The organism is Kineococcus anabasis (genome assembly GCF_054590795.1).
Genome location: NZ_BAAIHU010000012.1, coordinates 229746 through 254946, shown reverse-complemented (window position 1 = coordinate 254946; position 25201 = coordinate 229746). Strand labels below are relative to the sequence as shown.

Annotated in this window: 20 protein-coding genes and 1 pseudogene; 15 read left to right on the top strand and 6 right to left on the bottom strand. The window is 76.9% G+C overall.

Annotation, left to right across the window (positions count from 1 at the left end):
- Positions 1-108: 108 nt before the first annotated feature.
- The 3 genes from ACYQBY_RS19665 to ACYQBY_RS19655 all read left to right on the top strand — a co-directional run bounded on the left by ACYQBY_RS19665 (position 109) and on the right by ACYQBY_RS19655 (position 4551).
- Positions 109-3459, top strand: coding sequence for a BTAD domain-containing putative transcriptional regulator (locus ACYQBY_RS19665; RefSeq protein WP_459645581.1), 3351 nt, complete (start codon positions 109-111; stop codon positions 3457-3459).
- Positions 3460-3668: 209 nt separating this feature from the next.
- The gene (locus ACYQBY_RS19660) at positions 3669-4220 is read left to right on the top strand and encodes a class I SAM-dependent methyltransferase (RefSeq protein WP_459645580.1); all 552 of its coding nucleotides are present in this window, start codon (positions 3669-3671) and stop codon (positions 4218-4220) included.
- A complete protein-coding gene (locus ACYQBY_RS19655) occupies positions 4204-4551 on the top strand; it encodes an ankyrin repeat domain-containing protein (RefSeq protein ID WP_459645579.1) in 348 nt (115 codons plus the stop codon). The genes ACYQBY_RS19660 and ACYQBY_RS19655 overlap by 17 nt, the downstream gene beginning before the upstream one ends.
- Positions 4552-4666: 115 nt before the next feature.
- Here ACYQBY_RS19655 and ACYQBY_RS19650 read toward each other — a convergent pair whose 3' ends face one another.
- Both ACYQBY_RS19650 and ACYQBY_RS19645 read right to left on the bottom strand, forming a co-directional pair.
- Complete coding sequence (locus tag ACYQBY_RS19650) at positions 4667-6964, bottom strand: LamG domain-containing protein (RefSeq protein WP_459645578.1); 2298 nt, start codon at positions 6962-6964, stop codon at positions 4667-4669.
- 184 nt (positions 6965-7148) lie between these two features.
- Positions 7149-8045, bottom strand: coding sequence for an SDR family oxidoreductase (locus tag ACYQBY_RS19645; protein ID WP_459645577.1), 897 nt, complete (start codon positions 8043-8045; stop codon positions 7149-7151).
- A 217-nt stretch (positions 8046-8262) separates the two neighbouring features.
- Between ACYQBY_RS19645 and ACYQBY_RS19640 the strand changes: the two genes are divergently transcribed.
- A complete protein-coding gene (locus ACYQBY_RS19640; protein WP_459645576.1) occupies positions 8263-9240 on the top strand; it encodes an arabinan endo-1,5-alpha-L-arabinosidase in 978 nt (325 codons plus the stop codon).
- Between the two features lie 142 nt (positions 9241-9382).
- On the opposite strand, the gene ACYQBY_RS19635 is transcribed toward ACYQBY_RS19640, so the two are convergent.
- Positions 9383-10081 carry a response regulator gene (locus tag ACYQBY_RS19635; protein ID WP_459645575.1) on the bottom strand — a complete coding sequence of 233 codons (699 nt, stop codon included), beginning with the start codon at positions 10079-10081 and terminating at the stop codon, positions 9383-9385.
- Between the two features lie 20 nt (positions 10082-10101).
- Positions 10102-11469 (bottom strand): sensor histidine kinase, encoded by a 1368-nt coding sequence (locus tag ACYQBY_RS19630; RefSeq protein WP_459645574.1) that lies wholly within the window; start codon positions 11467-11469, stop codon positions 10102-10104.
- 172 nt (positions 11470-11641) lie between these two features.
- Between ACYQBY_RS19630 and ACYQBY_RS19625 the strand changes: the two genes are divergently transcribed.
- The 5 genes from ACYQBY_RS19625 (at position 11642) to ACYQBY_RS19605 (ending at position 16742) form a co-directional block, all read left to right on the top strand.
- Complete coding sequence (locus tag ACYQBY_RS19625; RefSeq protein ID WP_459645573.1) at positions 11642-13186, top strand: GGDEF domain-containing protein; 1545 nt, start codon at positions 11642-11644, stop codon at positions 13184-13186.
- 121 nt (positions 13187-13307) lie between these two features.
- A complete protein-coding gene (locus ACYQBY_RS19620; RefSeq protein WP_459645572.1) occupies positions 13308-14240 on the top strand; it encodes a hypothetical protein in 933 nt (310 codons plus the stop codon).
- On the top strand, positions 14237-14845 hold the full coding sequence (locus ACYQBY_RS19615) for an RNA polymerase sigma factor (RefSeq protein ID WP_459645571.1): 609 nt from the start codon (positions 14237-14239) through the stop codon (positions 14843-14845). The genes ACYQBY_RS19620 and ACYQBY_RS19615 overlap by 4 nt, the downstream gene beginning before the upstream one ends.
- A 35-nt stretch (positions 14846-14880) precedes the next feature.
- Positions 14881-16461 (top strand): thioredoxin-like domain-containing protein, encoded by a 1581-nt coding sequence (locus ACYQBY_RS19610; RefSeq protein ID WP_459645570.1) that lies wholly within the window; start codon positions 14881-14883, stop codon positions 16459-16461.
- 83 nt (positions 16462-16544) lie between these two features.
- Positions 16545-16742: a hypothetical protein gene (locus tag ACYQBY_RS19605; protein WP_459645569.1), complete on the top strand. Its 198-nt coding sequence runs from the start codon at positions 16545-16547 to the stop codon at positions 16740-16742.
- 48 nt (positions 16743-16790) lie between these two features.
- Here the strand turns inward: ACYQBY_RS19605 and ACYQBY_RS19600 are convergent, their stop codons facing one another.
- Both ACYQBY_RS19600 and ACYQBY_RS19595 read right to left on the bottom strand, forming a co-directional pair.
- Positions 16791-17474, bottom strand: coding sequence for a potassium channel family protein (locus tag ACYQBY_RS19600; RefSeq protein ID WP_459645568.1), 684 nt, complete (start codon positions 17472-17474; stop codon positions 16791-16793).
- Between the two features lie 59 nt (positions 17475-17533).
- The gene (locus tag ACYQBY_RS19595) at positions 17534-18883 is read right to left on the bottom strand and encodes a TrkH family potassium uptake protein (protein WP_459645567.1); all 1350 of its coding nucleotides are present in this window, start codon (positions 18881-18883) and stop codon (positions 17534-17536) included.
- A gap of 145 nt (positions 18884-19028) precedes the next feature.
- Between ACYQBY_RS19595 and ACYQBY_RS19590 the strand changes: the two are divergent.
- The 6 genes and pseudogenes from ACYQBY_RS19590 to ACYQBY_RS19565 all read left to right on the top strand — a co-directional run.
- A pseudogene (locus ACYQBY_RS19590) lies at positions 19029-20006 on the top strand (PAS domain-containing protein); the annotation flags it as partial.
- Positions 19928-20701, top strand: coding sequence for a SpoIIE family protein phosphatase (locus ACYQBY_RS19585; protein WP_459645623.1), 774 nt, complete (start codon positions 19928-19930; stop codon positions 20699-20701). The pseudogene ACYQBY_RS19590 and the gene ACYQBY_RS19585, both read left to right, overlap by 79 nt.
- Positions 20702-20756: 55 nt before the next feature.
- Complete coding sequence (locus ACYQBY_RS19580) at positions 20757-22379, top strand: PP2C family protein-serine/threonine phosphatase (RefSeq protein ID WP_459645566.1); 1623 nt, start codon at positions 20757-20759, stop codon at positions 22377-22379.
- A gap of 182 nt (positions 22380-22561) precedes the next feature.
- Entirely contained in the window at positions 22562-23374 is an 813-nt protein-coding gene (locus ACYQBY_RS19575; RefSeq protein ID WP_459645565.1) for a hypothetical protein, read from the top strand.
- A 90-nt stretch (positions 23375-23464) separates the two neighbouring features.
- Positions 23465-24322, top strand: coding sequence for a DUF5995 family protein (locus ACYQBY_RS19570; RefSeq protein ID WP_459645564.1), 858 nt, complete (start codon positions 23465-23467; stop codon positions 24320-24322).
- Positions 24309-25193, top strand: a complete 885-nt coding sequence (locus tag ACYQBY_RS19565; RefSeq protein ID WP_459645563.1) for a hypothetical protein — start codon at positions 24309-24311, stop codon at positions 25191-25193. The genes ACYQBY_RS19570 and ACYQBY_RS19565 overlap by 14 nt, the downstream gene beginning before the upstream one ends.
- The last annotated feature ends 8 nt before the right edge of the window (positions 25194-25201 follow it).

Here is a 25201-nt window from a genome sequence, read left to right as displayed (position 1 = left end):
TCCTCGTCCGCGCCGGGCCGTCCCCGGTGCGGTGGGACGAGGGTGCGCACCGCTCCTGGCGCCCGGCTGGTGGCCTGCTGGTGACGTGGCCGGTGGCCCGCTGGTGACGTGACCGGGGTGGGGGACGACCTCGCCGGAACCGCCCTGCGGGCGGCGCGGCCCTGCCTAGACTCCCTGCCCGTGTCCCTGGAGCTGCGCGTCCTCGGCTGGACCGAGGTCCTGCGCGAGGGGAGCCCCGTCGAGCTCGGCGGGCGCAAGCCGGCGGAGGTGCTGGCCCTGCTCCTGGCCGAGCGCGGCCGCCCGCTGGAGGCCTCCGCCCTGGCGGAGCGGCTGTGGCGGGGGGCGCCGCCGAGGGCGTGGGCGGTGAGCCTGCAGGGCCACCTGTCCAGGCTGCGGCGGGCGCTGGAGCCGGAGCGCGCGCCGCGGGCCGCCGCGACGCTGCTGCTCACCCGGGGCAGCGACTACGTGCTCGACGTCCCCGCCGACGTCGTCGACGCGCGGCGCTTCGAGCGGCTGCTGCGGGAGGCCTCCGCCTGCCCGGACCCGGCCGCTGCCGTGGAGCTGCTGGAGCAGGCGCTGGCGCTGTGGCGGGGCGCCGCCTACGCCGACGTCGCCGACGTGGCGGAGGTCGAGGCGGAGGCGCAGCGGCTGGAGGAGCTGCGGCTGCAGGCGTGCGAGGAGCTGGCGGCCCGGCTGCTGAGCCTGGGGCGCGCCGAGCAGGCGGCGGCGCAGCTGCGCCCGCTCGTGGCGGCCCACCCGCTGAGGGAGGGCGCCCGCGGGGTGCTGGCCCGCTCCCTCTACGCCGCGGGCAGGCAGGCCGACGCCCTGGCGGAGCTGCGGGACCTGCGCACCCGTCTCGCGGACGAGCTGGGGGTGGACCCGTCCCCGGCGCTCGTGCGGCTGGAGGCCGGCGTGCTGCGCCAGGACCCCGCCCTGGACGCCGCCCCCGCCCTGGACGCCGCCCCGGCGCCGGTTCCCGACGCCTCCGGCCCCGGAGGAGCGGACCCGGGACCCGGCGACCCCGAGCCCGGCGGCCCGGGGTTCGTCGGCCGGCGGCGGGAGCTGGACGCGCTCGCCGCCGCCTGGTCGCGGGCCCGGGCCGGCCGCACGGTCCCCGTCCTCGTCACCGGCGAGCCGGGCATCGGCAAGACCCGTCTCGTCGAGGAGTTCGCGCGACGGGCGGGCACCGTGCCGCGCTGGGGCCGGTGCCTGCAGGCGGCGGGCGTCCCGGCGTACTGGCCGTGGCAGCAGGTGCTGGGCGGGCTGCCGCCCCGCGCCGCGGAGGGTGACGCCGACGCCCACCGGTTCGCCCTCGCGGTCGAGATCACCGAGCGGGTGCGGGCCCTGGCCGCCCGGGAGCCGCTGGCGCTGGTGCTCGACGACCTGCAGTGGGCGGACGGCGACTCCCTGCACGTGCTGGAGGTCCTGCTCACCCAGCTGCGCGACGCGCCGGTCCTCGTGCTCGTCACCTGCCGCCGGGAGGCGCTGCCGGGGGAGGGGGCCGGCCGGGTCGCCGCCGCGCTGGTCCGCGCGCCCGGCGCGTGCCGCCTGGACCTGGAGGGGCTGAGCGGCCGGGACGTGGCGCGGCTCGTCGAGCACGTCGCCGGGGTCCGCCCGGACGGGGTCCTCGCCGACGCCCTCCTGGCCCGCACGGGCGGCAACCCGTTCTTCGTCGCCGAGGTCGCCGCCCTGGGCGACGGCGACACCGCGCAGGTCCCCTCCAGCATCCGCGACGTGCTGCGCATCCGCGTGCGGGACCTGCCGGACGGGGCGGTGCGGGTGCTGGAGGTGCTGGCCGTCGCCGCGCGGGACGTGCCGCTCGGGCTGCTCGCCGACGCCCTGGGCACGTCCCCGGCCGCGCTGGAGGACGACGTCGTCGCCGCCCTGCGGCACGGGCTGGTGCGGGAGACCGTCCCCGGGCGCCTCGGGCTCGCGCACGACCTGGTCCGCGACGCCGTCCTGTCGGACCTGGGCCCGGCCCGCCGCGCCGGGTTGCACGGCGCCCTCGCGGACGCCCTCGGTGCCGGTCCGGCCGGTGCGACGTCCGCGGCGGCGATCGCCGCGCACCGCAGCGCCGCCGCGCTCGGGCGGGTGGACGCCGACGCGGCCGCGGCGTGCCTGCGCGCGGCGCGGGAGGCCCTGGCGCAGGCCGGCGACGACGAGGCCCGGGTGCTGGCCGCCCGCGGGGTGCAGCACGCGCCGGCGGGCGGGGACCTCGCCGCCGACCTGCACCACGTGCACGGGGTCGCGGCCCGCCGCCTGGGCCGGCTGGAGGAGGCGGCGGCCTCCCTCGCCGCCGAGGCCGACGTGGCCCGTGCCACGGGCGACACCCGGCGGCTGGTGCGGGCGGCCGTCGCCGCGGCGGGCGGGCTCGGCGGGTACTGGTCGCTGTACGCGGCGCCCCTCACCAGCGACGCCGCGCTGCTGGAGGAGGCCGCCGCCCTCGCCGCGGACGCCGAGCCGGCCTCCGCGGGACGCGTCCTCGCGGCCCTGGCCGCCTACCGGGCCACGCGGGGGCTGCCCTCGGCGGCCGGTGTCCTCGCGCGCGCCGCCGCCGCGGCCGGGTCGGCGGGTGCGGCGGACACCTGGACGCACGTGCGGGTCGCCGAGTGCGTCGTGACGTGGACCCCGGCCACCGCGGCGCGCCGCGGTGAGCTGGCTGCGGCGCTGCTGGCGGACGCGCGCGGCGAGCCCGCGCTCGAGGCCACCGCCCTGCACCTGCAGCGGGTGACGCTGCTGGAGCAGGCCCGGTTCGCGGAGTCCGAGCTGGCCGCCCGGCGGTTCACCGAGCTCGCCGGTCGCCGGGGCGATGCGGAGCTGCAGCTCCTGGACGTGTGGTGGCACGTGGGGCTGATGCTCGCGCGGGGTGAGCTGGACCGTGCGCGCACCGTGGCGGCCGACGCCGCGCGGGACGGCTCGCTGGTCTCCGCGGCCGCGGCGGTCATGGCGCGCTCGTCGAGGACCACGACGGAGGGGATCGGCGCCTGGCTGGAGGGGCGCCTGGTCGACATCGTCCCCGACGCGGTGGACCTGGCGGCGGCCAGCGACCCGGAGTGGCTGCTCATCCAGGCCCTCGCACACGCCGAGGCCGGCGCGTCCGGGCCCGCCCGCCTCGCGCTGAGCGGTCTGGAAGGCATCCCCTCGGCGGGGCCGCGGGAGCCGTCGCGGGTGGTGCTGTCGGCGGAGACGTACGTCGCGCTGGACGACGCGGACGGGTGCGCGCGGGTGCTGCCGGTGCTGGAGACCTACGGCGACGGCATCGTCGTGCTCTGGCCGGGGCTGACGGTCCTGGGTCCCGTGGCGCTGTACCGGGGGTCGGTGCTCGCCGTCCTGGGCCGGACCGGGGAGGCGCGCGCCGAGCTCACCCGCGCCGTCGCGCTCGCGGAGGCGATGGGGGCCCACCCGTACGCACGGCGCGCGCGCCGACGGCTGGCCGCGCTGCCCCCCGGTCCGCGCTGATCCGCGGCGGCTCCCGCCCCGTCCCCGGGTGCCACCAGCCGGCCGCCAGTCCCCGGCAAGCCGGAGGAGCCAGCGTGGTGCCCGTCGCAGCACCGCACGTCGCGGGGTACCGGGGGGGGGATCCCGCGACGCGCGGCGCGGCGGGCGCTCCTGCGGCGGGGGAGAGGGAGCGGTGGTCCCGCGGTGCACCGACCTGCCACGATCCCCGCATGCTCGCGGACCTGCGCCGGCACCTGCCCGGCGTGCGCGCTCACCGGGCCGGGGCCGAGCGGCTCCCGGTCGCCGGGAACTCGCTCGACGCCGTCCTGGTGGCCGACGCCTGGCACTGGTTCCCGCACGCGCAGGCCGTCGCGGAGGTCAGGCGGGTCCTGCGCCCCGGGGGACGGCTCGGCCTGGTCTGGAACACCCCGGACCTCACGACGGGCTGGGCGGCGCGGATCGCGCCGTTCGACCCCGACGCCGAGGCCCGTCGTTCCCCGCCCCGGCCGGCCGGCCTGCCCGGGGACGAGGTGGAGACGGCCGTCTTCCCCTGGGAGTGGCAGGTGGACGCCGCCACCGTCGCCGGTGCCCTGGGCACGAACTCGGCCTGGCTGCGGGCCGACCCCGGGCACCGGCGACGGCAGTTGCGGGAGGTGGCCGACGTGGTGGAGGCCGCCTGCCGGGCCGCCGGCACCGCGACCGTTCCCTGGCGCCAGCACGCCACCTGCATCCGCTGGCAGCCGGGCCGGCTGACGGGGAGGGACCGTGGAACCGGCGCGTGAGGCCCTGGAGCACGGGGACGTGGCGGGGCTGCGGCGGTTGCTGGACGCGGGCCTCGACCCCGACCACCGCGAGACGCCGAGCGGCGCGACCCTGCTCCAGCTCGCCGTGGACTGCGAGGCGGACGGTGCGGCCCAGTGCGGAACCCCGTTGGAGGACGCCATGACGGCGCTGCTGCTGGAGCGCGGCGCCGACCCGTTCCTGCGGGGCCAGCGCGGGGAGACGGCGTGGGACTGGGCGCACAGGCAGGGACACGTGCTGGCGATCGCCCGGTTCCGGCGGTGGGCCGCCGAGCGGGGGGTGGACCCGCCCCTCCCCGCCGCGCGGTGGTGACGCCCGCGTCCTGGTGTGGTTCCCGCGCGGGCGCCGGACCGCCCGGCGCGGACCGTGAGCACCCCCGTGCCAGGCCCTCACCGGCCGCCGGGTACGAGGGGCCCGGCGAGCCGGGTCAGTGGTTGGCGTGGTACTGCCAGGAGACCTGCTGGGCGCTCAGGGCGGTGGTGTTCCAGACGGCGACCTCGTCGAGGGAGCCGGTGAGGTACCCGGGTGCGGGCCAGGTGGTGCCCGCCACGTCACCGCCCCAGCGCCACACCCCGCTCCCGGTGGGCACCGCGGTGTGCGTGCCGGTGGCCCTGAGCACGCCGTCCACGTACAGCCGGACCCCGGAGGTCGCCTGCCCGGCGGTGGGGTTCACCGTCACGACGACGTGGTGCCAGGCACCGTCGGCCCAGCCACCGGTGCCGCTGCGGGTGTGCGAGACGGTGTTCGCCGTGCCGCTGTCGGTGCCGAAGACGAGGGCGCCGGTGCCGGAGAGGTGCAGGCGGCGGCTGACCGTCGCCGAGAACCCGTCCGGTTCGCTGCCGAAGCTGACGAGGGTGCCGCCGTTGCCCCCGGTGGCCCGGAACCAGCACGCGACGCTGAACGTCGTGGGCCCGGTGGGGCGGCGCGTGGCGTTGTAGCCGCCGGTGACCGCGGAGTGGGTCGTGCCGGTGTGCGCCTGCAGGCCCTTCTGGGCACCCTGCAGCGCACCGGTGACGCGGTAGGTGGTCCCGGCGTGGGTGGTGGCGCCGGTGGAACCGGTGGTGGAGCCGGCGAGGGCGGTGACCTCGCCCGCGGTGAGGACGCGCTGCCAGGTGCGGACCTGGTCCACGCCGCCGGAGAAGAAGTCCGCCTGCGCGCCCGCGAAGATCCCCTGCCCCACCGTGAGGGGGCCGTCGGCGCGCCAGGGGGTGGCGGGCCGGTCGACCGTCTCGGCGTGGACGCCGTTGCGGTAGAAGGAGATCTTCTTCTGTTCGGCGTCGTACACGCCGACGAGGTGGACCCAGGTGGTGCCGTTGGCGTCGCCGGTGCCCAGGGCCGCGCACGCCCACGCGCCGACCGGGGTGGCGGAGGCGGTGTCGCCGTCGGGCATGGTCAGGCACCACTTGCCCGTACCCGTCCAGTACTGCAGGAAGAACCCGCTGATCCTCGGGCTGCTCTGGCTGACGGCGGTGTAGGTGGCCGCCGTGTCCGTGATCCGCACCCGGGCCGCGACGGTGAAGCTGCGGGTGGTGTCCACGGCGGGCACCCCGCCGCGCACGTGGCCGTTCGCGGTCTTGTTCAGGGTGACCGCGTTGCCGTGGCCGGTGGCGCCGGAGGCGGCGAGGGACGCCCCGGAGCCGAGGGCGCCGGTGTTGCCCGCACCCGAGGAGTCCCCGGTCGCCGTGGTCCCGGCGGCCTCGGAGAAGTCCCAGGCCGTGGACGGGTTCGCCGTCACGCCGGCGTACAGCTCCCGCACCTGCGCGGCCGAGAGGGTGCGCTGGTAGACGCGCACGTCGTCGATCGCCCCCAGCCACTGGTCGACGCGCGTGTTGGCGCCTCCCGTGGGGAACTTCGCCCCGCCGACGACCAGGGAGTTGGGGGCGTTCCAGCCCGCTGCGGTCCGTGCGGTGGTCGCCGCCCAGATCCCGTTGACGTACAGGCTCATCGTGGCCGCGGCGCTGTCGTAGTTCCCCACCAGGTGCACCCACGTGTCGCGGGCGGCGGTGCCGGGGGCGCACGCCTGCTCCGCGAGCGGGGGGTTCGTCGCCGTGTCCACGGGCCGCAGGCTCAGGCACCACTGGTTCAGGAAGGCGTCGTACTGCAGGTAGAAGCCGCTGAGGAACTCCCCGTCCTGGGAGACGGCGGTGCGGTACCCGGTGGCGGCCGAACTGAGGTTGACCCACGCCGAGACCGTGAACGACTGGCTGGTGTTCACCACGGCGCCGCCGGAGGTGTACATGTCGCGGGCGCCGTCGAAGGCGGCCGCGGCACCGCCCGAGCCGGTGCGCCCCGGGGTGACCCAGCCCGCGGCGGGGTAGAAGGCGCCGTTCTGGCGGGTGGTGTCACCGGAGACGTCGTTCACGACGCCGCCGGCGCCCTCGTCGAAGGACGCCATCCACACCGGCTGCACCGCGCTCGCCCCGGCGTGCACGCCCGGGGAGGCGTTCGCGGAGGAGTCCGCCGCCGTCGGCGAGCCGGAGGCGTCCTCGAGGCGGTGGTAGAACGACGGGGAGGCGGCGTTCACCGCAGCGGGGTGGTTCGGGAAGGACGCCGCCACGGTCAGCGGCGAGGAGCTGGCCACGGAAGCGCTGAACGCGGCCCACGCCAGGGGCGGCGCGAGCATCCCGAGCGCGACCAGCACCGCCAGCAGCGCACCCGTCCTGCCCAGCCCTGGCAGGCGGCGTGGTGCGCCCGCCAGGGAGCCGGGACCGGGGGAGCAGGACACGGGCGTTGCGTCGGCCGGTCCGCCGCGGCGCTTGAGCACACGACCCGATCGATGGCACCTGTCCATCACCGGTGCCCGGGGAGCCGCCGCCGGCGGCCGTGACGGGCGAGGTGCAGGTCCGCCCCGCCTCGGACGCACGGCGGCCGCCGCCCCGGCGGGGACGGCGGCCGCAGCGGGGCGGGGCTCAGGAGATGGGCTTGCCGCCGGTGACGCCGAGGACCTCGGCGGTGATGTAGCTGGACTCCTGCGAGGCGAAGAACACGAACGCGGGCGCCAGTTCGGCGGGCTGCCCGGCGCGGCCGAGCGGCACGTCTTCGCCGAAGCTCTCGACCTTCTCCTCGTCCATGGTGGCGGGGATGAGCGGGGTCCAGATCGGGCCGGGGGCCACGGAGTTCACGCGGATGCCCTTCTCGGCGAGCATCTGCCCCAGGCCCTTGGTGAAGTTTACGATGCCGGCCTTGGTGGTGGCGTAGTCCAGCAGCGGGGGCGAGGGCTGGTAGGCCTGCACCGAGGAGGTGTTGATGATGCTGGAGCCCTCCTGCATGTGCGGGACGGCCTTCTTGCACAGCCAGAACATCGCGTACAGGTTCGTCTTGAGGACGCGGTCGAACTGCTCGGTGGTGATGTCCTCGATGCCGCCGGGCTGTGCCATCTGGTAGGCGGCGTTGTTGACGAGCACGTCGATGCGGCCGAACTCCTGCACGGCGCGGTCGACGATCTGCTGGCAGACGTCCTCCTCGCGGATGTCGCCGGGGAAGGCGACGGCCTTGCGCCCGGCCGCCTCGACGAGGCGGACGGTGGCCTGCGCGTCCTCCTCCTCTGCGGGCAGGTAGCTGATGAGGACGTCGGCGCCCTCGCGGGCGAAGGCGATGGCCACGGCGCGGCCGATGCCGGAGTCCCCGCCGGTGATGACGGCCTTCTTGCCCTCCAGGCGGTTGCTGCCCTTGTAGGACTCCTCGCCGTGGTCGGGTTCGTCGCGCATATCCCCGGTGCGGCCGGGGTGCGGGATCTGCTCGCCCTCGCGGTCGGGGTGGTCGTACTGCTGCTGCGGGTCCTGCGGCTCGGTCTGGTCCTGGGGCACGGGTGCTCCTCTTCGGGTCGGCTCCGGCGGATCGGGCGTCGCCCGCCCCCTACCCGCGACCCGCCGGCCCATGCGCGAGGACGCCCCGTCTTGCGCGACGGGCGGGAGTCGGGCACAGTAACCGGATTCTCAGGCCTTACAACGATGTACAGCCTGGGAGGGCCTCCGCGCCGGCAAGCGCACCGGGCCACCCCCACCACTCGACGAGGAGCTGTGGATGACCTCCCGCCCCACCCGCCGCCTGCGCGGCCTGCTCGCCGCCGTCGCGGCAGCCACCCTCTGCCTGGTCAACCCGGGTACCGCCTCCGCCTACCCCGGCCCCGGACACGTCACCGGCGACGTGCGCACCCACGACCCGTCGATGGTGAAGACCGCCGACGGGCGGTACTACGTCTACTCCACGCACAACCTCGTCGAGGTGCGCACCTCCACCGACCGGACGAACTTCACCCGTGGCGCGTCGGCGCTCTCGAAGCCGCTGACGTGGTCGTCGTCCTACGGCACCACCACCGATCTGTGGGCGCCCGACGTCTCCTACCGCGGCGGCAAGTACCTCATGTACTACTCGGTCTCCTCGTTCGGCTCGAACAACTCCGCGATCGGCCTGGCCACCAGCCCCTCCGGTGCCCCGGGAACCTTCACCGACCAGGGCCGCGTCTACTCCTCCAGCACCAGCGACAACTACAACGCCATCGACCCCGCGCTCACCGTCGACGCGAACGGCCGGTGGTGGCTGTCGTTCGGCTCGTTCTGGTCCGGCCTCAAGATGATCCAGATCGACCCGGCCACCGGAAAGCAGCTCGCGAGCAACACCCGCCGCTACGACCTGGCCACCCGCCCCAGCCCCGGCGCGGTCGAGGCGCCCTACATCCACCACGCGAACGGCTGGTACTACCTGACCGCCTCGTTCGACAGGTGCTGCCAGGGTGCGGCCAGCACGTACAAGACGGTCGTCGGCCGCTCGAGGTCCATCACCGGTCCCTACCTCGACAAGGCCGGCGTGGACATGCGCAACGGCGGCGGCTCCGTGATCAACGCCACCCAGGGCAGCGTGCACGGGCCCGGTGGGCAGTCCGTCATGAGGGACGTGGACGGCGACCTGATCGTCTACCACTACTACCAGGACAACGGTGTGGAGAAGCTCGGCGTCAACCGCCTCGCCTACGACTCCGCGGGCTGGCCCTACCTCACCTGAGGCCGTACCCCGTTCCTGCCCGTCCCCCGTTCCCCGCCCGTCTCCCGTTCCCCGCCCGAACCCGGAGATGGGCGGGGAACGGGGTGCCCGGGAGCGCCCGAACCCGGAGATGGGCGGGGAACGGGGTGCCCGGGAGCGCCCGTCAGGCCTCCGGGTCCGGGATCAGCCCGGCGTCGTGCGCGACGATCGCGACCTGCACCCGGTTCGTCGCGTCCAGCTTCGTCAGCAACCGCGACACGTGCGTCTTCACCGTCGCCTCGCTCATGTAGAGCTGCCTGCCGATGTCGGCGTTCGACAGCCCCAGCCCCACCGCGGCCAGCACCTCCGTCTCGCGCTCCGTCAGCAGCCGCAACCGCTCCTGCGCGCGCTGGCGCCGCGGGCTCGCCGAGTCCGCCGCGAAGTGCCCCACCAGCCGCCGCGTCACCGTCGGCGACAGCATCGCCTCGCCGGCGGCCACCACCCGCACCGCCGAGACCAGCTCCCGCGGCGGGGTGTCCTTCAGCAGGAACCCCAGCGCCCCCGCCTGCAGCGCCTGGAACACGTACTCGTCCAGGTCGAACGTCGTCAGCATGATCACCGCCGGGGCGTTGGGGCGTCCCGTGATCTGCCCCGCCGCGGTCAGCCCGTCCATCACGGGCATCCGCACGTCCATGAGGACCACGTCCGGCCGGTGCGCCGCCACGGCCTCCACCGCCTCCGAGCCGTTGCTGGCCTCACCGACCACGTCCAGGTCCTCGGCGCTGGACAGGATCATCCGCAGCCCCGCCCGCACCAGGGCGTCGTCGTCCACCAGCAGCAGCCTCGTCGGCCGCGCCGGTGCCGTGGTGCCCGCCTCGCTCATCCGTCCCCCTCGCTCCGCGTTCACTCGTCGCCCGGCATCGGCCGCAGCGGCGCCACGATCCTGGCATCCGGCGGCGCCCACGTGGGCCGTTCCCCCACCTGGGCCCCGTCGCCGGTCCCCGGGTCCGGCGACGGCCACGGCAGCCGCGCCCGCACCGCGAACCCGCCGTCCGGCTCCGGGCCGCTGACCAGGGTGCCGTCCGCGATGCCCACCCGCTCCGACAGGCCCACCAGGCCCGAGCCGCTGCCCGGCAGCAGGGGCGCCCCGCCCGCGGGCCGGCCGTTGACGACCTCCACGCAGAGGAACGAGCCGGGCCGCCCGCCCAGCGTCACCACCGCCTGCGCCGAGCGGGCGTGCTTGTGCACGTTCGTCAGGGCCTCCTGCACGATCCGGTACACCGTGCGGCCCAGGTCCACGGGGACCTCGGTGTGCAGGCTCACCTCCGTGCGCAGCTCCACCGGGACCCCCGCCGCCCGGGAGTCCGCCACCAGGCGCTGCAGGTCCGCGAGCGTCGGCTGCGGCACCAGCTCCGCCGCCCCCGCCGAGTCCGCGGGGCCGTCGGTGCGCAGCACCCCCAGCACCCGGCGCAGGTCCTCCAGCGCCGCCCGGGACGTCGCGCGGATCGTGGCGGCCGTCGCCTCCACCTGCTCGGGGCCCACGTCCGGGCGCACCTCCAGCCCGCCCGCGTGCAGCGCCACCAGGGAGATGCGGTGCGCCAGCACGTCGTGCATCTCCCGCGCGATCCGGGTGCGCTCGGCGAGCCGGGCCTGGTCCGCGCGCAGCGCCTGCTCCGACTCCGCCCGCTCGGCGCGCTCGCGCAGGCTGTGCACGAGGGCGCGGCGGGCCCCGATGTAGGCGCCGACCGCCACGAAGAGCCCCGCGAAGACGGCGGAGCCCCCCAGGGACAGCCAGAACGACTCACGCCCCAGCAGCCACGTCCCGACGGTCGTGGTGGTCACCGACAGCACCGACACCAGCAGCAGCACCCGGTCGCGGCGGCGCACCGCGAGCGTCATGAGGGCGATGAAGGAGCTGGCCTCGCTGAAGCTGACCAGCGCCAGGAGGGCGGTGACCACCGCGACGGTCACCGGGCGGCGGCGACGCCACCACAGCAGCGGCGCGGACAGCAGCGCGACGACCGCCGACAGGGCGAGGGCCGGCTCCGGCACGTCCGCGAAGCCGGCGTCGCCCTCCAGGTAGGCGCCCGTGGTCACGGCCGTCGTCAGGACGCAGAACAGGATGGCGAGCAGGTCCCGCACGCGCCCCGCCTGTGCGGGGGACATCCCTAGCACCCGTCGCCCCCCGCCGGCCGGCGGCACGGCGGGGTCGGGGGCGCGGTCCGGCAGGGGAGGGTCCGCGCTGGTGCGGTGGGGGAGGGCGGTCGCCACCGGAGCAGGGTAGGCAACCGGTGCACGTCCCGGCGTCGTCCCTTGGTCGGCGCCCGCGCTCCACCCGACGGGTGACGAGCACCGGCGGCGGCCGGGCGGGTGTGCGCAGTCGCTACGGCTGGGCACGTGAACGGCCGATGTTCCCGAGGTGGAGCAGCCTTCCGTGCCGACCGTGGCACAGGTGCGTGCCGCGGGCCCGGAGGAGCTCGCGGCGCTTCTGCTGCGCCTGGAACTGGACCGCTCCCGCACCCTCAGGGCCCAGGGACCCGCGCTGGAGGCCGCCCGCCGCCGGGCCGCCGAGCTGGAGCGGCCGGACCTCGACGTGCGCGCCGAGCTGGCCGACTGCGACCGGCGTGCCGCCGAGGGCGACGTCGCCGGTGCCGCCACCCGCGTCCTGCAGCTCAACGCGTGGGCGCTGGAGCAGGCCCAGCCCCTCGTGCTGGCCCGCAGCCACGCCCTGCTCTCGCTGTTCGCCGCGTCCGACGGCGACATGGCCGACGCCCGCTGGCACGCGCTGCAGGGTGTCGAGGCCCTGCCCGACGACTGCCCGCCCGGCCTGCGCGTGCAGCACCTCATCGCCGCGACCGCCGTCATGGACGGCCTGGCCGACATGCAGCCGGTGTACGAGGAGATCCTGCGGATCACCGCGGACACGGGCGACGTCGCCCAGGAGATGGCCGCCCTCAACAACATGGCCTACGACGCCGTCGAGGCGGGCGACGTGGCGCTGGCCGCCCGCACCGCGCGGCGGCTGCGTGCCCGCAGCATCTCCACGGGACTGCCCCTGCGGGCCGGCCAGCTCGACACCCTCGCGTGCATCGAGGAGGCGCAGGGCCTGCTCGACGCGGCGGAGGCCACCGCCCGCGCCGCCGTGGAGATCGCCCGCAGCGAGCCGTCGCAGCCGCACCAGCTCCCCGAGTGCCTGCTCACCCTCGCGCGCGTCCTCGACGGCCGCGGTGACGAGCTGGGCACGCTGGAGGTGCTGGAGGAGACCGGGAAGCTGTGCGAGGTCTCCGGCATGGACCTCATGCTCGCCGCGGTGCTGGAGCTGCGCGCGAAGGTGCACGCGCGGGCCGGGCGCTGGCGCGAGGCGTACCAGGAGCACGTCTCCTTCCACCGGACCACCGAGGCGCTGTGGAGCGCCGAGCGCGAGGAGCGCGCGCAGCGGGCGCAGGCGCGCTTCGACGCCGAGCGGGCGCGCCGGGACCGCGACCACTACCGCGACCTCGCGCTGCACGACCCCCTGACCGGGCTCGGCAACCGCCGGTACGCCGAGGCCCGGCTCGGGGACCTGCTGACGTCCTTCGCCGCGGGCGGGGACACGCTCGCCGTGGGGCTGCTCGACGTCGACCACTTCAAGCGGATCAACGACACCCTCTCCCACGACGTGGGCGACCAGGTCCTCACGGCCCTCGGCGGCATCCTGCGCCGGGAGCTCACGGGCGGGGCGTTCGCGGCCCGCCTCGGCGGTGAGGAGTTCCTCATGGTGTGGCCCGACACCGAGGGCGACGCGGCGGTGCGGCTGGCGGACGCGCTGCGCCGCTGCGTCGAGACCCACGAGTGGTCGGAGGTCGTCGAGGGGCTGCGGGTGACCGCCAGCATCGGGGTGGCCTCCCCCTCCGCGGAGTGCCTCACCTACCGGCAGGTCATCGCCCTCGCCGACCGCCACCTCTACGCCGCCAAGGACGCCGGGCGCAACAGGGTCGTCGCCGGCTGAGCCACCGCCGGCCCGGCACCCGGGCGCCCCCGGGCACTGCGGGGGCCGGCACGCGCACCGGGCCCGGCGGCGCCATGCTGGGGGGAGCGGGTGAGGGCGCCCGGGCGGGACGGGGGACACGGTGCGGGCCGACGGCGGCGGGTACGCCGGGCGCGAGCGCGGCGCCCTGGGCAGGGAGCTCGACGACGCCGCGGCCGCCGAGCGGGAGCGGGCCGCCGAGGCGGACCCGGAGGTGCTGCTGCGCCGCGCGCGGGCGCTGGCAGCGGTGCGCCGCCGCCGCGCGAGGGTGCTGTGGTCGGCGTTCCTGGTCGTGGTCGTGGGGGTGCCGCTGGCGGTGTCGGCCCTGCGGGGACCGGACCCGGCGCAGGAGCGTGCCGGGGGTGGGACGCCGGCCCCGGCGCGGACCACCGCGGCGCCGCCCGCGGGGGCGGCAACCCCCGGCACCCCCGGCCCGTGGCGTGCCCCGGGGGCCCCGGGGGCCGGCGGTGCCCCGGGGGCGTCGGGTCAGGACTCCCCGCTGCTGCCGGACGCGCAGGTGGCGGTGGTGCTGCCGGGGCTGGTGCCCGTCGGCGAGCCCGTCCGGGAGCCGCCGGGTGCGCCCGTGGAGGGCGGGATCTGCGGCGACGACCCGATCCCCACCGCCGGAGCGCTGCTGGGCGGGCGTCGGCAGGCGTGGCGGGCTCCCGCCGCACGGGGCGGGAAACCCGTGCAGGAGCTGGAGGAGCGGGTCCGCCGCTTCGACGGCGACGGCGCCCACGAGTTCCTGCGGGGGGTCCTCGACCTCTCCCCGAACTGCCTGACCCCGCCCGAGCGGCTCGGGGAGTGGCAGTTCGACGAGGCGCGCGCGTACCGGGCGGAGGAGGTCCTGGCGGCCTGGTCCAGCATCTCCCAGGGTTTCGACGTGTTCGCCACCTCGGCGGTCCTGCGGGAGGGTTCCGTCGTCGTGGAGGTCCGCCTCGTGGTGCACGGCAACCTGAACCACGCCCGCGACGTGACCCGCACCCTCGCGCAGCAGGCCCTGTTCCAGGCGCTGGCCGCGGAGCCGGGCTGGTGACGCGCGCGGGCGCCGGGCGGCAGGCCGGGGAGGAGGCCCCCGCCCGGGGTTTCGACGAGTACGTCCTGCGGCGCGGTCCGGAGCTCGTGGCGCTGGCGCGTGTCCTGCTGCGCGAGCCGGACGCCGCCGAGGACGTCGTGGTCTCGGCCCTGGCGAGGGCGCTGCCGCGGTGGGACCGCCCGGGGGAGGAGGACCCGGAGGTGCTGACCGTGCGCGCCGTGGTCCACGCGTGCACGTCGTGGCGACCTGCGCGGCGCCCGGCCCCGGCGGACCCGGGGGAGGACCCGGGTGAGGACCCTGGTGAGGACCCGCGGGAGGACCGGGGGGTGGTTCCGCGGGTGCAGCCGGCGGTGGACCCCGCGGCGTGGCGGGCACCGGTGGGGACCGGCGACGCCCCGGCGGCCGGCGCGGCGCGGGACGGCTCCCGCGAGGAGCTGCTGGCCCGGGTGCGCCGGCTGCCCGCGCCGCAGCGCGCCGTGCTCGCGCTGCGGCACGTCGCCGGCCTCGACGACCAGGAGATCGCCGAGGTGCTGGAGGAGGACCCGGCCACCGTGGCGCAGCGCGCCGGGCGCGCGGTGGAGACGCTGCACCGGAGCCGGCCGTGAGCCCGGCGGGGGGCGCTGGCCGGCGTCCACCGCGCGTGCGCGCCCCCGCGCTGCAGGGCCGGCGCTGGCTCGGCACCGGCGGCACCGAGCCGTCCCCGTCCTCCCTGCGCGGGCGGTTCGTGCTGCTGGACCTCTGGACGAGCGGCTGCGTGAACTGCCTGCACGTCCTGGCCGAGCTGCGGCCGCTGCAGGAGCGTTTCGCCGACGTCCTCGTCACGGTCGGGGTGCACTCCCCGAAGTTCCCCCACGAGGCCTCCCCCGCCGCGCTCGACGCCGCCGTGGAGCGCCTCGGCATCTCCCACCCCGTTCTCGACGACCCGGAGCTGCGGACCTGGCGGGCGTACGCGGCACGGGCCTGGCCGACGCTCGTGCTGATCGACCCCGAGGGGTACGTCGTGGCGCAGCGTTCCGGGGAGGGGCACGCCACCGGGCTCGCCGCACTGCTGGAGGAGCTGGTCGCCGAGCACGAGGCCCGCGGGACGCTGCGCCGCGGCACCACCCCGGGGCCGGTCCCGGGTCCTCCGGGGCAGGTGCCGGGGCTGCGCTTCCCCGCGCGGGCCCTGCCCCTGCCGGGCGGCACGTTCCTCGTCGCCGAGCCCGGCGCGCACCGCCTCACCGAGCTGGCGCCCGACCTGCGCACGGTCCTGCGCCGCACCGGCTCCGGGGTGCCGGGCCGCGCCGACGGGCAGGGCGGCGCCGCGGCCCTCACCGCCCCGCAGGGCCTGGCCCTGCTGCCGCCGGAGGTGGCCGCCCGCGCCGGCTACGACGTCGTCGTCGCCGACACCGGAGGCCACACCCTGCGCGGGCTGCGCCTGGCCGACGGCGCCGTGCGCACCGTCGCCGGGACGGGCCGGCCCGCGCGGCGGCGCTCCGGCGGGGGACCGGCCCTGGCGGAGGACCTGTCCAGCCCGTGGGACGTCGCCTGGTTCGACGGGCAGCTGGTCGTGGCGATGGCCGGCACCCACCAGCTCTGGGCGTTCGACCCGGCCCCGGACCCGGACCCCGCCGGGGGTCTCGTGCGGGTCCTGGCGGGCACGACGGCCGAGGGGCTGCGCGACGGCCCCGCGGAGGAGGCGTGGCTCGCGCAGCCCTCGGCGCTGGCGGTGGAGCCGGGCGGGCGCCGGCTGTGGTTCGCCGACGCGGAGACCTCCGCCCTGCGCGTGCTGCGGCGCACCGGGTCCGGTCCCCTCCCGCGGGTGGTGCCGGTGGTCGAGGACGGGCGCATGGCCAACGTCGCACCCGTCGCCGCACCCGGGTACGCGGTGGGGACGGCCGTGGGGCTGGGGCTGTTCGACTCCGGCCTGCGCGACGGCCCGGGCCGGCCCGGGCCGCAGGACGGGCAGGAGGCGGCTCTGCTGCAGCACCCCCTCGGGGTGTGCGTGGCGCCGGGGGGAGCGGTGCTCGTCGCGGACACCTACAACGGGGCCGTGCGCCGGTACGACCCCTCCACCGGGCAGGTCACGACGCTGCTGCGGGACCTCGCCGAACCCTCGGACGTCCTCGTCTCCGGCGCGGGGCTCGTCGTGGTGGAGGCCGCCGCGCACCGGCTGTCGTGGTTCCCCCTGCCGCCGGGGCTGGGTCCCGGCGGCGGTGCGTGCGGGCCGCCGGGCGGTTGAGCGGCGTCCCCGGCCCGCGCCCCGCGCCGCTCCCGGTGGCACCCGGCGCGACGAGCGGCCGCTCCCCGTGGTGAGCTACGGGGATGGATGACCGTCGTCACCGGGTCGAGCGCCGCAAGGTCCTCGACCTGACCCGCTCGGAGCGGGGAGAGCCGGAGCGTCGCGCGTTCCCCGGCGTCGAGCGCCGTGACCTCGAGCACCGCGACCCCCCGGCGCCACCCCCCGCCGACGACCTCCCCGCCGACGAGGCGGGCGACGGGCCCGGCACGCCCGGCGGCTGAGCGGCACGCCCGGCGGCCGGGGCGCGGGGCCCCGGTGGCGCCGGGCGCTCAGGTGATCTCGCTGAAGCGCTCCACGTCGCGCGTGGCCCCCGAGACGATGATGACGTCGTCGGGGCCGAGGACGGTGTCCGGCGTGGCGTAGGTGAAGGGCTCCCCGGGGCGGTGGTGCGCCACCACCGTCACCCGGTGGTTGCTGCGCAGCCGCGCCTGCTGGAGCGTCAGTCCCACCAGCGCCGGCGGTGTGGCGGACTTCACCATCGCGAAACCCTCCTCGAACTCGATGAAGTCCTGCATCCGGCCGCGCACCAGGTGCGCCACGCGCCGGCCCGTGTCGTGCTCGGGGCGGATCACGTGGTGCACGCCGATCTGCTTGAGGATCCGCGCGTGGGAGTTGCTCACCGCCTTCGCCCAGATATGCGGCACGCCGAACTCCACGAGGACCGAGGCCGTGAGGATGCTGGCCTCCAGCTTGGAGCCGATCCCCACCACCACCCGGTCGAACTCGTGCACCGACAGCTGCCGCAGCGCCGCGACCTTCGTGGAGTCCGCGACGACGGTGTGCGTGAGCCGGCCCGCCACCTCGTCCACCAGGCCGGGGTCGGAGTCGATGCCGAGGACGTCGATGTCACCGCTGGAGGCGAGCTCCAGGGCGAGGGACCGCCCGAACCGCCCCAGCCCGATCACGGCCACGGCGTGGGGCCGCCGCGTGTCCGTGCGGTTCCTCCAGCTCATCCCTGCTCCTCCTCCGTGCGCAACGGCGCCGTGCCCGGCGGGCACCCGCGGCCACGGGCTCAGCCGATGATCGGCCGGCCCTCGGGGTACTCGTAGAGCCGGTGCCGCTCCCGCAGCGCCAGCGCGGCGCCCAGCGTGATCGGTCCCAGCCGCCCGGTCAGCATGAGCAGCACGAGCAGCGCCTGCCCCGCCTCCGGCAGGTCCGCCGTGATGCCGGTGGACAGCCCCACCGTGCAGAAGGCGGAGATCACCTCGAACAGGACCCGGTCGGTGGTGTAGCCGGTCATCTCGGTGAGCAGCAGCGTGCCCACCGCGATCGCCGCCACGGACAGCAGCGCGACCGTGAGGGCCTGCCGGTGGACGCGCTCGGGCACCCGGCGGCCGAACACGGTGACGTTCGGCTCCCCGCGCAGCTCCGCGATGATCACCATGAGCAGCAGCGCGAACGTCGTGACCTTGATGCCGCCGGCCGTGCCCGCCGAGCCGCCGCCGATGAACATCAGCACGTCCATCGCCAGCCAGGACCCGGTGGTCATCTGCCCGATGTCGATGCTGTTGAACCCCGAGCTGCGGCACGCCGCGGCCTGGAAGAAACCGGCCAGCAGCCGCGCCGGCGCGCTGAGCCTGCCCAGCGTGCCCGGGTTGGTCCACTCGTGGGCGGTGAGGAACACCGTCCCCAGCACGTACAGCGTCACGGTGGTCGACAGGGTGAACTTGGTGTGCAGGCTCCACGTCCGGGGCTTGCGCCAGTGCCGCCGCAGCTCCAGCAGCACCGGGAAGCCCAGCCCGCCGAGGATGCTCGCGAACGCCACCGGCAGGCACATCCACGGGTCGGCGACGAAGTCGACCATGTTCGTGTCGCGCAGGACGAAGCCGGCGTTGTTGAAGGACGACACCGCCAGGAAGACGCCCTCCCACAGCGCCTGCCGCAGCGGCGCGTCGTAGGCGGTGGCCAGCCGCACGCTGAGGAGCACGGCCGTGACCAGCTCCACGACGATGCTGACCCGCACGACGCCCAGCAGGACCTGCCGCACGTCCCCGATGCCGAGGCCGCGGGTCTCCGTCGCGGTCACCAGGCGGGTGCGCAGGCCGAGCCGGCGGAACGCCAGCAACCCCAGCAGCGACGCCGCGCTCATGATCCCGAACCCGCCGATCTGGGCGAGCGCGAGGATCACGACGTGGCCGGCGGTGGACCAGTGCTCCCCGGTGTCGACGACGACGAGACCCGTGACGCACAGGGCGCTGACCGCGGTGAACAGCGCCTCGACGAACGTGGCGGCGCCGGGGCCCTCCCGGGAGAACGGCATCCACAGCAGGGCGGTGCCCACCGCCGCGACGGTGGAGAAGGCGAGGACCACGATGCGCGCCGGGTGCCCGAGCACCACCTGGCGCCGGCCGGACCTCTTCACCAGCCGTCCTCCCGTGCGTCGTGCACCGGGCCGCTCGTGGGCGGTCCCCGGTGCTGGAATGCCCACGGCACAGTAGTCCGCCCGCGGCGCCGGTGCGTGCTCGGCGGCCCGGGAGGGCGGGGAGGGCGGGGAGGGCGGGGACGACGTGGACGAGGGCGCGGGGCTGCCGGAGCCGGACTTCCTGGCGGTGTTCGACGAGACGCCCGCGCCCCTGCTGCTGCTCACTCCGGACCTGCGGATCGTGCACGCCAACAGGGCGCGGCTGGAGGCGACGGCCACCACGTTGCAGGGCACCGTCGGGCGCCACCTCTTCGACGTCTTCCCGATCAACCCGCAGGACCCCGCCGCGGACGGCATGGTGAACCTGCGCGCCTCGCTGGAACGGGTCCGGGACACGGGCCGCGCGGAGACGATGCAGATCCAGAAGTACGACATCCCGATGCCGGGCGGCGGGTACGTGGAGCGGTACTGGAGCCCCCGCAACGTCCCCGTCCTCGACCGGCAGGGCCGCGTGGCGTTCCTGCTGCACCGCGCGGACGACATCACCGACTACGTCCGCGACCGTGACGACGCCCGGCTGGAGGCGGCCCGGGGGGCGCGGTGGCGCGAGCGGGCGCACCAGGTGGAGGCGGACCTGTTCACCCGCACCCGTGAGCTGGAGGCGCTGAACGCGGAGCTGCGCAGCACCGCGGAGCAGGAGCGGCGCACCGCCCGGCGCCTGGCGGGGCTGGCCGCCACGGTGTCCGCCCTGGCCGCGGCCGACACCACGGAGGAGCTGTGCGCGCGGCTGTTCCGGCACGGGTGCCCGGCGATGGGCGCGGACGCGCTGGTGCTGGCGCTGCGGCGCCCGGACCGCGCCGTGCTGGCGCTCACGGACGGCCTCGGGGGGCGCTTCCCCGCCGGGGACGGGTGCCTGCCGGTGGGTTCGCCGCTGCCCGTGGCGGCCGCCGCGCGCGGGGAGCGGCTCCTGGCCCGGGACGAGGCGGAGTCCGCCGCGCACGGCGCCGAGGCCGCCCGGGTGTTCGGCTCGGTGGGCCTGGTGGCGTGGGCGGCGCTACCGCTGCGGGCGGGTGGCCAGCTCCTCGGCTCCCTCACGCCGGGCTGGGCGCAGCCGCGGTCCTTCGACGCGGAGGAGCTGGACGTGCTGGAGGCGTTCGCCGCGCAGTGCGCGCAGGCGGTGGAGCGCACCGGGCGGCTGGAGACCGAGCGCCGCCGCGCCAGCGACACCCGCACCCTCGCCGAGACGCTCCAGCGCTCGATGCTGACGGACGTGCCGCAGCCGGACCACCTGCAGATCGCGGTGCGCTACCGCCCGGCGGCGTCCGGGGCGCACGTCGGCGGCGACTGGTACGACGCGTTCCTCGACCCGGACGGCTGCACCACGCTCGTCGTCGGGGACGTCACCGGCCACGACCGCGCGGCGGCGGGGCTGCGCAGGCTGCGGTGGTCCAACGCCGGGCACCTGCCGCCGCTGCTGCTGGAGCCGGGCGGGCGTGCCTGCTGGAGCAGCCGGGGGACGTGCTGCTGGGCCTGGCGCCGGAGCTGTCGCGCACGGAGCACGTCACGACGCTGCACCCGGGTGGGACGGTCGTCCTGTACACGGACGGCCTGGTGGAGCGGCGGGAGGAGTCCCCGGAGGTGTCGCTGCGGCGGCTGCGCGACACCGCCGCCCGGGTGGCGGAGCTGCCGCTGGAGGCCCTGGGGGATGCGCTGCCGGCGGAGCCGGCGCCCGACCCGGACGACGACATCGCGATCGTGGCGCTGCGCGCCCACCCCGAGGACGCGCCGCGGCCGGACGCACCGCGACCCGGCGCCTGAGGGGCGGCCAGGTCGTCCCGGAGCACGCACGCCGGGTCCGCACTACGGTGAGTGAGTGCACCCCCGCTACTGGGTGACGGCCCTGGTCGCCCTGCCGCCGCTGGCAACGGTGGTGCAGTCCCTCGTGGGGACGCGGTTCCTGTCCCTGTCGGTGTTCGTGCTCGCCCCGCTGATCGCGAGCACGTGGCTGCGCTGGCGGGCCGTCACGGCGCTGGGCCTGTACTCCCTGGCCGTGGCCGCCGCCATGGCGTTCACGGACGCCACCTTCGACACCGCGCTCGACGTCTCCCGCCTGGCCTCGGTGTGTCCCGTGCTCCTCTTCGCGGTCGTCAACAGCCGGGTCCGCGAGCGCCGGGAGACCCAGCTGCGGAGCATCTCGGCGGTGGCGCGGGCCGCGCAGGGCGCCATCCTGCGCGAGCCGCCCGCGGCCGTCTCGGGCCTGCCCACCGTGGCGCGGTACCGCTCCGCGGCCGCCGAGGCGAGCGTCGGCGGCGACCTGTACGAGGTGCTCCCCTGGGACTCCGGTGTGCGGCTCGTGGTGGGCGACGTGCGCGGCAAGGGCCTGGACGCGGTGCGCACCGCCGCCAGGACGGTCGCCGCGTTCCGCGAGGCCGCCGACACCCCGGGCTCGACCCTCGCGGACGTGGTGGCGCGCATCGACCGCAGCACGTCCCAGGAGCTCGGCGAGGAGGACTTCGTCACGGCCGTCGTGGCGGAGCTGAGCGCCGACGGGGTGCTGCGGGTGGCGAACTGCGGCCACGTCCCGCCGGTGCTCGTCGAGGCCGACGGGAGGTGCACCGAGCTCATGGCCGCCCGGCCGAGCCCGCCGCTGGGGCTGCACCCCCACCCGCACGTGGAGGAGTTCGACGTCCCGGTGGGCGCGCGGCTGCTGTTCTACAGCGACGGCCTCGTGGAGGCGAGGAACCGCAGGGGTGAGTTCTTCCCGCTGTCCGCGCACGTCGGCGACCTCGCACGCGGGACCCTCGCCGAGGGCGTCGACCGCCTCCTGGCGGCCCTGGTCCGCTTCAGCCCCGCCCTGTCCGACGACCTCGTGGTGCTGGCGGTGGAGCGCCCCGCGCAGCACGCACCGCAGCACGCACCGCAGCACGCACCGCAGCACGCACCGCAGCACGCACCGCAGCACGCACCGCAGCACGCACCGCAGGGCGCACCCCGGGGGGCGCGGCCGGCGGCCGGTGCGGGGTGGCGGCGGGTGTACCTGCCGGACCTGCCGGCCGGGCGTTTCGCCGGCGCCTGGCTGCACGCGGAGGACCTCGTGCGCGAGCTCACCGCGACCCCCGGTCCCCCGGCCGGCGACCCGCAGCTCGCGGAGCTGGTGCGGCGGGTGTCGGCCCTGGCGGAGGAGTCCGGGGAGTTCCGCGCGGCGGTGCGGGCGCAGGCCGTGGAGGCCGTCGCGGAGGGCGGCGCCACGTTCACGGCCGTGCTGGACCTGCCGGTGGGCTGTGCGCCCGTGGTGGCCGCCCTCCGGGACGCGCTGGCCGAGGCGGACCGGCTGTCCGCGGCGGGGCGCCTGCCCGTGCCGGCCGCCGAGGACGGCGGGGAACTGCTGCGCCACGTGCTGGGCCTGGTGCTCGCCCAGCTGCACGGGGGCGCCGCGGGTGCCGCCGCGGCCGTTCCCGTCCGGGGCGGGCAGGTCCCCGCCGACCGGCGGACCTGAGCACCCGCGCCGGCGGGCCTGAGCACCCGCGCCCGCAGATCTGAGCACCTCGTCGCTCAGGACCGCGCGCCCGGCGCGGCGGAGTCTGGGACGTGCCGGCGGGGAGCGGGAACGCACAGGCCGCTCCCCGGTGGCAGCCACCGGCCCCGCGCCTCCCGGGCGCACGTCCACCAGGAGTTCCCGTGAACCGCTCGACCACCTCCCGCGTCCCGGCCCTCGCCGCCCTCGCCACCGCACTGGTCCCGGCGGTGCTCGCCGTCGGGACCGTCCCGGCCCAGGCGGCACCACCGACCTCCACCCGGATCGAGGCGACCGCGGTGAGCCCGGCCCGGCTGGCCCCCGCCGTCGACGCCTACCGCGCCCTGCTGGGCGGGGTGAACAACGGCAGCACGCCCGGCAGCCAGGCCGGCGGGCGCCGCGAGATCAACTGGGACGGGGTGCGGGACGGCCAGGCCTCGCCGAACTCCATGCCCGCGAACCTCTTCAACACCGCCGTCCCGCGGGGCGCGGTGTTCCACGCCCCCGGCGGCAACCGCTTCCAGGTGAGCGCCGACTCGGCGAACCCCACGAACTCGACGGTGGAGTTCGGCAACATCCGGCCCCAGAACGTCGTGAACTTCACCCCCTTCAGCCGGGAGCGCCTGTTCACCCCGGTCGGCACCACCACGACCCGGGTGCGGTTCTTCGTGCCCGGCTCGAACACCCCCGCGACGGTGAAGGGCTTCGGTGCGGTGTTCACCGACGTCGACCGCGCCGGCAGCACGCGCATCGCCGCGTACGACCGGTGGGGCCAGCACCTGTGGAGCCGGGACGTCCCGAGGGGGCAGCGGGCCGACGGGACCCTGTCCTTCCTGGGGGTGCGGACGAGCGCCCGCATCTTCGAGGTCCGCATCACCTCCGGCAACACGCCGATCGGCCCGCACGTCACCGACGGGGGCCCGCGCGACCTCGTGGCCCTCGACGACCTGATCTACTCCGAGCCGAAGGCGCTGTGAGGAGTTCCGTCCCTCCCCTCGCCGGGGCGGGACGGACCCTTCCGGCGAGAAGCCATGAGGACTACTGTGCGTGACCATCAGCGTTCCGCCGTGGACCCTGCACCGGAGGCCGCCATGCACCGCGACCAGCCCGGTGCGGACCTGCAGGACCTCCTGCACCGTTTCGCCGCCGCACACGCCGCCCTGCCCCCCGGGGACGACGCGCGGTACTTCTGCGGCACGTACCTGCGCAGCACCCTCGCGATGCGCGACGAGCTGGGGCGCGGCGGTTTCGCCGACCCGGACTGGGTGCGGCGCACCACGGTGGCCTTCGCGACCCGCTACCTCGACGCCCTGGCGAACCGGCGGGCCGGCGACACCGGGGCCGTCCCGCCGCCGTGGCGGGCGGCGTTCGGCGTGGCGGCCGGGGCCCCGCCGGTGGTGCACCTGCTCGTCGGCCTGCACGCGCACCTGAACCACGACCTGCCGCTCGTCCTGCTCGACGTGCTGTCCGACGCGGAGTTCCTCGACGGGCGGGTGCTCGCCGCCCGCCACGCGGACTTCCGCCACATCGACACCGTGATGGTGCGGCGGATCCCGCCGGAGTACCGGGAGCTGCGCGCGGCGGCGGGTCCGGGACGCCGCGCACCCGCCCTGCTGCTGTACCCGGTGAACCTCCTGACCAGCAGGCGCTGGCTCGTGCGGGCGCGCCGTTCCGTCTGGGACAACGCCCGTGAGCTGTCCGCCGCCCGCACCCGCGGGCCCGCGCACCTGGCGCTGCGCGTGCGGGAGCTGGAGGACCTGTGCGCCGCGGCGGTCGCCGACCTGGGGCGCCCCGGGCCGGTGCTGCTGCGCGCGGCGGTCCGGGGTTTCGGCGTCCACCTGCCCCCGGGAGAGCGGGACGCGGTGCGGCGGGGCGCGCCGGCACGGGCCGCGGGGATGCCCGGAGGGCACCGTGCGAGCGCCTGAACCGGTCGCCGGCACGCCGCTGGTCCCCGGGGTGCGGGTCCTGCTGCTGGCCTTCGCCGTCCTCACCCTCGCCGCCGCGAACCAGCTGTTCGTCCTCGCCCCGCACACCGCCGCCGGGTGGGCCTGGCCGATCCGGCCGCCGCTCACCGCCGCGTTCCTCGGCGCCGGGTACGCCTCCGGTCTCGTCCTGTCGGTGCTCTCCCTGCGCCGCGGCACGTGGGAGGCGGCGCGGGTGGGTTTCCTCACCGTGTGGCTGTTCACGGCGGTCGCGCTGGCCGCGACGCTCCTGCACCTGGACCGGTTCTCCTTCGGTGCCGACGCCCTCCTGCCCCGGTTCGCCGCCTGGGTCTGGCTCGTGGTCTACGTCGTGGTGCCCGTCGCGATGGGGCTGGCGCTGCGCGCCCAGCTGCGGGTTCCCGGCGCGCCGGCGCACCCGGGGCCGTCCCCGGGGCCCGTGCTGCGCGCCGCCCTGCTGGTGCAGGCGGCGGTGCTCGGGCTCACGGGGGCGGCGCTGTTCGCGCTGCCCGCCGCCCGGCAGGCGTGGCCGTGGGAGCTGACCCCGCTGACGGCCCGGTCGATCGCCTCGTGGCTGCTGGCCCTGGCGCTGGCCGCCGTCCTCGTGGCCCGCGACGGCGACCTGGTCCGGCTGCGGCCCGCCGCCGTCACGTACACGGTGCTGGGCGTCCTGCAGCTGGCCGCGCTGGCCCGCTTCCCCGGGGACGTGGACTGGTCCCGGCCCGCGGCGTGGGTGTACCCGGCGGTCCTGCTCAGCGTCCTCGCCGTCGGCGTCGCGGGTCTCACCACCGGGCGTGCGGCCCGGCGGGCGGGGGCGGCGCGCCCGGCGCAGCCGTCGGCGGCCCGGGGCGGGTGAGCAGGGCC

What these genes read in the sequence shown, in the direction of transcription:
- ACYQBY_RS19660 (WP_459645580.1), top strand. Translation starts at nt 3,669, where the DNA reads ATGCTCGCGGACCTGCGCCGGCACCTGCCCGGCGTGCGCGCTCACCGG.
- ACYQBY_RS19640 (WP_459645576.1), top strand. Translation starts at nt 8,263, where the DNA reads ATGACCTCCCGCCCCACCCGCCGCCTGCGCGGCCTGCTCGCCGCCGTC.
- ACYQBY_RS19635 (WP_459645575.1), bottom strand. Translation starts at nt 10,081, where the DNA reads ATGAGCGAGGCGGGCACCACGGCACCGGCGCGGCCGACGAGGCTGCTG.
- ACYQBY_RS19605 (WP_459645569.1), top strand. Translation starts at nt 16,545, where the DNA reads ATGGATGACCGTCGTCACCGGGTCGAGCGCCGCAAGGTCCTCGACCTG.
- ACYQBY_RS19600 (WP_459645568.1), bottom strand. Translation starts at nt 17,474, where the DNA reads ATGAGCTGGAGGAACCGCACGGACACGCGGCGGCCCCACGCCGTGGCC.